Source organism: Stenotrophomonas sp. STEN056, assembly GCF_056759635.1.
Window position 1 is genome coordinate 34,202 of record NZ_JBRRDL010000034.1, and the last position, 9,729, is coordinate 43,930.

Here is a 9,729-nt window from a genome sequence, read left to right on the forward strand (position 1 = left end):
TCAGCGTTGCGCGTGAACACGCAGCGACGCGCATTGGTCCGATGTGGCTTGATCGGCCGGGCTGCGGCCAAAGGGGCTTGGTGCCGCAACGATGCTTGATCCGGGCCGCGGGTAGACGGGCCCGGGTTGCGTGATGACCCCGGATTGGGAGCAGTGATCCGTGACCGGAAACATGTGCGCCCTGCGCGCGTTCGCTTTCCGCTTATGGATTCCTGCCGCGCGATGGAGCGTTGCCTGAGCTTGGCGCAGCCCCAAGGCAATGGCTGGCGTTCCGATAGCAGCACTTGTTTGAGAAGAGCGGGAATGGCGACGGAATTTATCCACAGCAGCTGTACTTACCCACAGCTGACCTTGGCCCGCGATACCGAGATGGCCCCGGGGTATTGGCGTGCGCGAACGTACCCACAAGCACTCGTAACCTGCCCTGCCCCGGCGCTGTTCAAATCACAAACGTGCGCGCCCTTTGTGCTCGATCACCGTGGCCCACGCTCAGCTGATTGGGCCTTCGGCTTGGCGGATGAGTTTCAGGTACTCGGTCACGGTGGTTTCCAGGCCTTCGTACAGCGCTTCGCCGATCAAGGCGTGGCCGATGGAAACCTCAAGCACGTCGGGAACCTGCGACAGGAAGTGGTAAAGGTTGGCCTGCGACAGGTCGTGGCCGGCGTTGACGCCCAAACCTGCAGCCTGGGCGCGACGTGCGGCGATGACAAACGGGGCCGGTGCTTGTTCCACGTTGCCATTGGCAAAGGCCTCGGCATACGGGCCGGTGTACAACTCGATGCGGTCGGCGCCGAGTACAGCGGCCTGGGCGATATCGTCGTTACCGGCATCGACGAACAGGCTGACGCGGCAACCCAGGTTCTTCAGCTCCGCGATCAAGGGGCGCAGGCGCTCGCCGTCGCGGGCGAAATCAAAACCGTGATCGGAGGTGAGCTGACCATCGGTGTCGGGTACCAGCGTGGCCTGCGCCGGGCGGGTCTGTTCGCACAACTGCAGCAGGCCGGGATATCCCTGGCGCGGTGGTGCGAACGGGTTGCCTTCGATGTTGAACTCGACACCGTGCTGGCGCGTGAGCTCGGCCAGTGCGAACACGTCATCGGCGCGGATGTGGCGCTGATCCGGGCGCGGGTGCACGGTGATGCCGTGGGCGCCTGCACGCAGGCAGGTCATTGCCGCGCGGACCACATCCGGATCGCTGCCGCCGCGTGAGTTGCGCAGCACCGCGACCTTGTTAACGTTGACGCTGAGGCTGGTCATGGCTGTGCCGGGTCGTTCTTTGCCGGGGGGATTTCCTGCGCAGGTTGCGGCGGCGCGTTCTGGCTGCGGAGTTGATCACGCAGTGCCTGCAACTCGGCCGGATGCAACGGCCGCGGCGCTTCGCTGACCAGGCTGCCAACGCGTGCGGCAAACAGGCCCTTTACCCACAGCACGGCAAACAGCAGTGAGGCCAACAGCGAGAGCACGAGCAACCACATCTGCGTCGTCGAAATGGCGAGCACGAACGCACCGAGTGCGAGCAGCAGAAACAGCCAATACATGGACACGACCTCCCCATAGAGAGGTGCAGTGTAACGGCGCCGGGCGCTGCTGTTCCATGTGTCATGGCGTGATTTCGGGGGGATCCCGGCGTTGCTGAATTGAGGCTTCCCGGCCTGCGCCGTCTGCCCGCCGGACCACTACCGTTGGTCGGCGGTGGCTGTGCATAACTCTGCCGTTCGGCATTGATGGAATGCCAATCGAGGAAGGATGACTGTCCCCCGTCAGCGGCAGAACACGGGCAGTCGACGCGCGTTGGCGTTCATCACGTCAACCAGCGCTCCAATACGATGCGGATTCCAGTACTCAGACATCGGTTGGGTGGCCGCATGCCGAGTCCGCCCACATTGCTCGATGCGGGAAGGTGGTGTGGAAAGCGTGACGTGCGGGGCGAGCGCAGGAATCGAAGTGGTCCAGGAAATTGTCCTCAGGGAACTGTGGATATCTGCAGTACAGGGCGCGGAGCGGCAGCACCGCCTGGTATGCAGCGATGCTCTGCCCGTGGAACTTCCAGCGAAACGACGTGCATACCGCGATGCTGCCAATGCTCGCAGCGGGCGCGCGCATCCGTTCAAATCGTTATCCACAGTTGATTGTGGATATCCACAATGCACGGCATTGGGCTGGAGGACTGCGTGACTCAGCGCGGCGCACACTCGTGAAACCCAATGTGGACGCGCGTCTGGATGATGTTGCTGCGGGAAGAGGCGGTCGCGGACCTTTCGCTCAACCTGATTAGTGTCGAATCTCAGCCGAACTGCTAGTTAGCCAGGAAGGCTTAGATCACTCCCTTCTTCCGTTTGCGGGACTGCAGCCCCCTTTTTGGGGGAAGGTGCCCAGAAGGGGCGGATGAGGGCGCTATCGGTGTTTTGGAGATTGAAGTCCACTTCTGGATGCCACCCGCAGCGCATTCATCCATCTAACTTCGTTGCCCTCACCCCCAACCCCTCTCCCGCACGCGGGAGAGGGGCTCTCAGTTGAGACTCGACGCTAATCAGGTTCGCTCAAGCAGTTGTCCACAGGACGTTGTGGACATCTGCAATGCGCAACATGCGGCTCAAGCGTTGGGTGCACGCAACAAGGCCCTGTCCAACGCTTGCATGCGACTACGCGGCGTCGATGAAGTGTTGGCTTGGAAAAACGCGGGCGCACCGCGTCCAGGAAGTTGTCCACAAGTGATCGTGGACAACGGCCTTCCTCGAAGTGGCGAATTCAATCAAAGCAGTGGCGAGGCCAGGCGTGCAAAGGCTTCGGGCAGGCGGGAGCGCCAGAGTGGTCGCCGACGATTCAATCGCACCTCGGTGGCACGGTTGAACTCCTCGCGCAGGATGGCATCCAGTTCCGAAGTCAGCGTGCGGTCGTGGTACATCATCGACAGCTCGAAATTGAGGCGGAAACTGCGGTGGTCGAAGTTGGCGGTGCCGACGATGCAGGTATGGTCGTCGGCAATGAAGGCCTTGCTGTGCAGCATGCGTGGGCCGTACTCGTAGATGCGCACACCGGCTTCCAGCAGCTCGTCGAAGTAGGAACGTGCGGCCAGGGTGACGAGTTTGGAGTCGCTCTGCCTGGGCACCATCAAGCGCGTATCCAGCCCGCCGAGCGCGGCCGATGTCAGTGCCATGCGTGCGGCCTCGCCGGGCACAAAGTACGGGGTGACCAGCCAGACGCGGCGTTTTGCTTCCTGGATGGCGGCCACATGCAGGCGGTGGATCGCCTCCCAGGCCGAATCGGGCCCGGAGACCAGCACCTGCGCGTGGATGCTGCCCTGGTCGCGGGTGGGCACATTGGGCGGAAACAGGTCGGCCCGCTGGAACACCTTGTCGGTCTGGCCGGTGGCGTAGATCCAGTCCTCCAGGAACACCAGCTGCAGGCTGTGCACGACGTGGCCGCGGATGCGCATGTGCAGGTCGCGGTAGGCGTTGGGGTTGCGGCTGTCATCCTCCTCGTCGGTGACGTTGATGCCGCCGGTGAAGGCGATCTCGCCGTCCACGACCACCAGCTTGCGGTGGGTACGCAGGTTCAACCACGGGCGCTTGAAGGGTTTGAGCAGTTGCCGCGGGTGGAACCAGGCCACCTCGCCACCGGCGTCCAGCAGCGGTTGCAGGAAGCGCTTGCGGATACGCGCCGAACCCACGGCATCAAGCAACAGCCGCACCTTCACCCCGGCCTTGGCGCGCTCCACCAGGGCATCGCGCAGGGCCGTGCCGGCGTGGTCGGGCTCGAAGATGTAGTACTCCAGATTCACATGGCGCCGCGCCTGGCCTATGGCCTGGATGATGGCCGCGTAGGTGGCCGCGCCATCGACCAGCCAATCGACATCGGTGGCGGTGCTGGGGGACAGGCCGGTGGTGGCCTGGCCGACCCGGGCCAGCTCGGTGCAATGGTGGTCGGGCGGGCACAGGGTGTCGTAGGTGCTCATGCCCTCGCGGGAGCGGCCGCGGCGCAGGCGTTGGCGCACGATTTTCTGTGGCCCGAACAGGTAAAACACGAATAGCCCGATGTAGGGCAATGCCGCCAGCGACAGGATCCAGCTGAGTGTGGCCACGGGTTCGCGCTTCTGCAGGACGATGTAACAGGCCAGCACCAGCAGATAGGCGACATAGGCGGCAGCCAGGATCTGGGCCAGATGGGGAATGTCGGTGAGGGTGGTCCAGAGGACGTGCAGGGCTTCGCGCATCTGCCGATTCTAGCCATCGCCGCTGACAACAGGCCGTGGACAACGCTGTGGGTAACTTTCAGCCAGGGCCGCCTGAATTACTCCAGGGCGTGGGCGAGATGGCGGGGAGAGAGCTTCGGATAAATCTCTAAATCTGCTGAGACTATTGTTCCGGCGGTGGCACGAATACGTGTCGGCTTGCGCCGAAACCAGCGGGCATTGGCACGAAATGCGCCGCCGAACGGTTCCAGAAGCTGTGGATAACCGTGCGATCCCACGCGATGGAATGGCATGTTGCGTTGCAGCAAATGCTACACAAGTGTAGTATCCCGGAATGGACAAAAACCTCTCCGCGACCAGTGGCTACGTCAGCATCGACCAGAAGCTGGCCATCAGCAGCCGGCGCCACCCCGGCTATCCACGGGACCAGGCCATGCTGGCGCGGTTGATCAAGCTGGTGCACAAGCTGTTCTGCGACAACGGCAACCAGCTGATGCGTGAGTACGGGATTTCCCATTCCGAATACAACGTGCTGATGATGCTCGATGGCTCCGAGCAGGGCCTGAGCCCGTCGGAGATAAGCGAGGCGGCCAGCGAGAAGTCGTCCAATGTCACCCGCTTGATCGACCAGTTGCTGGCCAAGGGGCTGGTCAGCCGCCAGCCCAGCGATGATGACCGGCGCAAGCTGGTGGTGCGGCTTACTGCCGAGGGCGAGCAGCTGATTGAGCAGCTGATGCCTGCGGTGATCGCGCAGCTTCAGCACTTTTTCAATGGCGTGGCGCCGGCGGAACTGCGGCAGACCGAGCAGGTGCTGATGCGGCTGTTGATCGGGCTGGAACAACGGCCATGAGCGCGCAGCCGGCCAACCATGCGCCGGGTGTTTCGTGGGTTCATCGCCTGCTGCAGACCTTCCGTGAGGCGATGACCGGCGAAGCCTCCACCTGGGCGTATATCGGCAAGGTGCTGGTGGCGTTGTACCTGTCCGGCTGGTTGGCGATGCGCCTGGGCATGAGCTCGCCGGGCACGGCCATGATCACCGTGCTGGTGGTGATGAACCGCAACACCGGGCTGGTGCTGGCCAAGGCGTTCTACCGCGGCGTTGGCACGGTGGTGGGCTGTGGCATGGCGGTGTTGATCGTGTCGCTGTTCCCGCAGAGCCCCGTGCTGCTGGTGACGGCCATGGCGCTGTGGGCCGGGTTCTGTGCCGGTGGCTCGGTGTGGAGCCGTGGCATGGCCTCGTATGGCTTCGTGCTGGCCGGCTACACCGTGGCGATGATCGTCTTCCCGGTGATCAACCATCCCCAGCACATCCTCAACAGTGCGCTGGAACGCACCGGCGAAGTGCTGCTGGGCATGGCGGTGACCAGCGTGGTGTTTGACGTGCTGTGGCCCAACCGCATGCGCGCCGGGCTGCGTGCCACCGATGACGGCAACCTCAGGGACTTCCTGGATTTCGTGGCCGGCGCGATTGGCGGACGGCTGCAGGGTTTCGAGGTGATCGAGCAAACCCAGATGCGCGTGGTGCAGGGTGCGATCAGCTTTGAGGACATGCGCGCCACGGCGTATTTCGACGATCCCATCCTGCGCAGCCGCAATGGCCAGTTGAAACTGATCAACCAGCACTTCATGGCGGCGGCATCGCGTTTCCAGGCGCTGCATCACCATATCGACCGGCTGCACCGGCGCAACCAGGACGAACTGGTGCGCGCCGTCCGTGTGCTGCTCAAACCCTTGTCGCGGACGCTTGACGACAGCACGCTGCGTGGCGACGTTCCGGCATTGGCAATGCAGCTGCGGCGGTGGAACCTGCAGCTCGACGATGCAATCGCACGACAGCACGCGCAACTGCCGCTGGCCTTGCACGACCGCTTTGATGCCAGCGCGCTGATGGTGCGCCGCTTCGGTGAGGAGCTGCACGCGTATGTGCAGGCCAAGGCGCGCATGGAAGCCGGCAGGGGGCGGTTGCGTGCACGGGCGCCGCGCCTGTCGCAGGTGCGTTTCAGCCGCGCCAACGACGGCTATGCGATTGCGTTGGCGGCCGTGCGCTGCTTCACGGTGATGCTGGCACTGTCACTGCTGTGGTTGTGCAGCAGCTGGAACCAGGGCGGGCTGGCGGTGTTCGGCATGGCCGCTTTGGTGGCGATGTCCTCGGCTGCTCCCGACCCGCTGTGGGTGGTGCGGCGCGCGACCATCGGCCACACCCTGGCACCGTTCTTTGCCCTGCCCGGTTTCATCGCGCTGGCGCTGGCGGTGGATTTCACGACGATGGTGCTGGTGACTTTGCCGTCGATGATCGCCTCGTTGTACCTCTCCACGCGGCCGCGGTTCGTGGTGACCGGCCTGGCGTTGAACGTCGGCATCCTGGTGTCATGGAACCTCGGCCCGCAGTTCCATCCCAGCGCGCAGGCCTACCTGGACAACTCGCTGACACTGGTGGTGGGCGCGTTCGTGGCGATGGGTGTGTTCATGCTGGTGCCGGCCTTGCCCGGCAGCCGCCAGCGGCAACGGCGGCTGCTCGAACGCCTGCGTGCGCAGGTGCAACTGGCGGTGTCCGCGCCGTTGCGCGGCCTGCTGCCAAGGTTTGAAAGCGTCAGCCGCGAGTTGTTTCAACAAGTGGCCAGCCGCACCGCACCCGGCAGCCGCGCTTCGCGTCAGTTGTTCGAGTGGGCGTTGATGGTGCATGAAGCCGGCCACACGGCAATTGACCTGCGCCACGATCTGGCCGGGCAATCGCTGTCGCCCGACCTGCAGCGGCAGCTTGAACAGGCATTGGCGTTGCTGGGACAGCTCTACCGCACACCACGGGCAAAGACCCTGCGTGATGCCAAGGACAGTGTGCGCACCGCGCTTATTGGTTTGTCCGGCCCGCAACCGCCGGCATTGCGCCGCGTGCGCGAGCACTTGCTGCTGCTGCAGATGACGCTGGAAGACAGCGCCAGCGTGCTGGCCGCCTACGTCCGGCGGTCGCGCCGCTATCAACGCCTGAAGGAGGCGCGCCATGCCCTATGAAATTTCCATCGGCGGCATCTATTTTCCCGGCGCATTGGTGCTGGTGGTGATGCTGCTGCCGGTGTTCGGCCTGCTCGACTTCGGCCTGGGCCGCGTTGGCCTGTACCGGCGCGCGCTGCATCCCTCGCTGGTGCGCGTGGCCTTGTTCGCCAGCATCTACTGCGCCGCGTTGCTGTTGTTCCTGCCCCACTTTTCGTAACCAAGGATTGCCCATGAAAACCGCCAGCCTTATCCGAGGCGGTGTCACCTGCATGGTTGTGCTGCTGGCTGCAGTGATGGCCTACGTGGTCTGGCACCAGTACATGCTCTCGCCATGGACGCGCGATGCACGCCTGCGCGCCGAGGTGGTGCGTATCGCGCCGGATGTGTCCGGCCTGGTCACCGCCGTCGCGGTGCAGGACAACCAGCCGGTCAAGAAGGGAGCGCTGTTGTTCGTGGTCGACCCGGACCGCTACCAGTTGGCCGTTGCCCAAGCCGAGGCCGACCTGAGCGCGGCCGAAGCCGCCGCGCGCGCCGCCGGGGCGAGCATCTCCGCCGCATCGGCCGGGGCCAGCGCCAGTCAGGCCGAATACCTGATGCGCCAGGAGCAGGCCCAGCGCCGCGCGCAACTCAGTGGCGTGGTCTCGCGTGAATCGCAGGCCGATGCCCGCGCCGTGGCCCAGGCCGCGCAGGCCAGCTGGAAGCAGGCCCAGGCCGGCACGCGTGCGGCCAACGCCAGTCGCCAACAGGCCATCGCCGCATTGCAGCAGGCACGGGTGGCGCTGCAGCGCGCACAGCTGGACCTTGCCCGCACGGAGGTACGGGCCAGTGCCGACGGCACCATCACCAACCTGGATGTGCGGGTGGGTGACTACGCCGCCGCCGGCACGCCGCGCATGGCGCTGGTTGCCAGCCAAGGCATGTGGGTTTACGGCTACTTCGAGGAGACCAAATTGCCCAGGATCCACCGCGGTGATCGGGTGGATATCCGCCTGATGGCCGGTGGCCTGCACCTGCGTGGGCAGGTGGAAGGCATCGCCACCGGCATTGCCGATGCGGCCGGCCCCACCGGGCAGAACCTGCTGGCCGAGGTCGAGCCAACTTTCAACTGGGTGCGGCTGGCGCAGCGCGTGCCGGTGCGGGTCAGCATCGACCCCGCTTCGGTGCCGGAAGGCACCGTGCTCAGCGCCGGCATGAGTGCGACCTTGACGGTGCACGGCAGCGACGCCACCAAGCTCAAGGCCGGCTGAAGCCCTGGCCCGCTGAATGCGGCCCGTCGCGGCATCTGCGACGGGCGCGCGGTAGCGTAGGCGCATGCCTACCCCGATCAAAGGCCGCGGTGCCACCAGCCACCTCGCCGGCCGTTTTGAAACCCAGATAGCCGAAGCCGTTGACGACGGCTGGTCGGTGGATGAGAGCGAGGAGTTCGCCGAACCGCGCCTGCGTACCGACGTGCGCCCGGAAATCGCGCGCAGCATCATCAGCCGCAACACCTCGCCGGATGTCGGCTTCAGCCAATCGGTCAATCCTTACCGGGGCTGCGAGCACGGCTGCTCGTACTGTTTCGCGCGGCCCACGCATGCCTATCTCAACCTGTCGCCGGGGCTGGATTTCGAGACCAAGATCTTTGCCAAAACCAACGCTGCCGAAGTGCTGCGCCGTGAGCTGGCCAAGCCGGGCTACGTGCCGCAGCCGATTGCACTGGGCATCAATACCGACGCTTACCAACCCATCGAACGCAAGCTGGGCATCACCCGGCAGTTGATCGAAGTGATGCAGGAAACCCGGCATCCATTTTCGCTGATCACCAAGAACGCACTGGTTGAACGCGACATTGATCTGCTCGCGCCACTGGCCGAGCAGAAGCTGGTGAGCGTACATTTTTCGGTGACGTCACTGGACTCGCATCTGTCGGCAAAACTCGAACCGCGCGCCTCCGCACCGCATGCACGCCTGCGCGCGATGCGGCGGCTCAGTGATGCCGGCATTCCGGTGGGCGTGATGGTGGCGCCGGTGATTCCGTGGATCAACGATGCCGAGTTGGAAGCCGTGCTGGAAGCAGCACGCAACGCAGGTGCCAGCAGTGCCGGTTACGTGCTGCTGCGTCTGCCGTATGAGGTGGCACCGCTGTTCCGCGATTGGCTGCAGGCGCATTATCCACAGCGCGCGGAGCATGTAATGAGCACCATCAACCAACTGCGCGGCGGCAAGGATTACAGCAGCGAGTTCGGCAAGCGCATGCGCGGCGAAGGTGCGTATGCGGATCTGCTGGCCAACCGTTTCAAACTCGCCAGCCGACGGCTGGGCTTCAACGCATCGCGCCAGCAATGGCCGTGGCTGGACTGCAGCAAGTTCATCGCACCATTGGCGCCGAAGAAGCCTTCGTTGCAGGGCGAGTTGTTTTAGCCGATGTGTGGTGCCGAGCCATGCTCGGCGGAGGCTTTGCGGGTACGGCTGCAGCGGAACGTGATTTCCGGGTAGGAGCGGCCTTGGCCGCGAAGCTGGCAGTCGCTGATACTCCTGCAATTGCAGACGCCATGTAGAGGGAG

Annotated in this window: 8 protein-coding genes; 5 read left to right on the top strand and 3 right to left on the bottom strand. The window is 64.4% G+C overall.

Features of this window, described 5'->3' with window-relative positions; translation table 11 throughout:
* Window positions 1-489: 489 nt before the first annotated feature.
* From ACVOLO_RS15215 to cls, 3 genes are all read right to left on the bottom strand, one after another.
* A complete protein-coding gene (locus ACVOLO_RS15215) occupies window positions 490-1,257 on the bottom strand; it encodes a pyridoxine 5'-phosphate synthase (RefSeq protein WP_481571157.1) in 768 nt (255 codons plus the stop codon).
* Window positions 1,254-1,538, bottom strand: a complete 285-nt coding sequence (locus ACVOLO_RS15220; protein WP_481571158.1) for a hypothetical protein — start codon at window positions 1,536-1,538, stop codon at window positions 1,254-1,256. Before ACVOLO_RS15220 ends, ACVOLO_RS15215 begins: the two co-directional genes overlap by 4 nt.
* Window positions 1,539-2,752: 1,214 nt before the next feature.
* Entirely contained in the window at window positions 2,753-4,213 is a 1,461-nt protein-coding gene (cls, locus tag ACVOLO_RS15225; protein WP_481571159.1) for a cardiolipin synthase, read from the bottom strand.
* Window positions 4,214-4,526: 313 nt separating this feature from the next.
* Here cls and ACVOLO_RS15230 point away from each other — a divergent pair, with 313 nt between their 5' ends.
* From ACVOLO_RS15230 to ACVOLO_RS15250, 5 genes are all read left to right on the top strand, one after another.
* Window positions 4,527-5,042 (top strand): MarR family winged helix-turn-helix transcriptional regulator, encoded by a 516-nt coding sequence (locus ACVOLO_RS15230; protein WP_481571160.1) that lies wholly within the window; start codon window positions 4,527-4,529, stop codon window positions 5,040-5,042.
* Window positions 5,039-7,201 (top strand): FUSC family protein, encoded by a 2,163-nt coding sequence (locus ACVOLO_RS15235; RefSeq protein ID WP_481571161.1) that lies wholly within the window; start codon window positions 5,039-5,041, stop codon window positions 7,199-7,201. Before ACVOLO_RS15230 ends, ACVOLO_RS15235 begins: the two co-directional genes overlap by 4 nt.
* Complete coding sequence (locus tag ACVOLO_RS15240; protein ID WP_481571162.1) at window positions 7,191-7,400, top strand: DUF1656 domain-containing protein; 210 nt, start codon at window positions 7,191-7,193, stop codon at window positions 7,398-7,400. The genes ACVOLO_RS15235 and ACVOLO_RS15240 overlap by 11 nt, the downstream gene beginning before the upstream one ends.
* 13 nt (window positions 7,401-7,413) lie before the next feature.
* The gene (locus ACVOLO_RS15245) at window positions 7,414-8,430 is read left to right on the top strand and encodes an HlyD family secretion protein (protein ID WP_481571163.1); all 1,017 of its coding nucleotides are present in this window, start codon (window positions 7,414-7,416) and stop codon (window positions 8,428-8,430) included.
* A 64-nt stretch (window positions 8,431-8,494) separates the two neighbouring features.
* Entirely contained in the window at window positions 8,495-9,586 is a 1,092-nt protein-coding gene (locus tag ACVOLO_RS15250; RefSeq protein WP_481571164.1) for a PA0069 family radical SAM protein, read from the top strand.
* Window positions 9,587-9,729 lie beyond the last annotated feature (143 nt).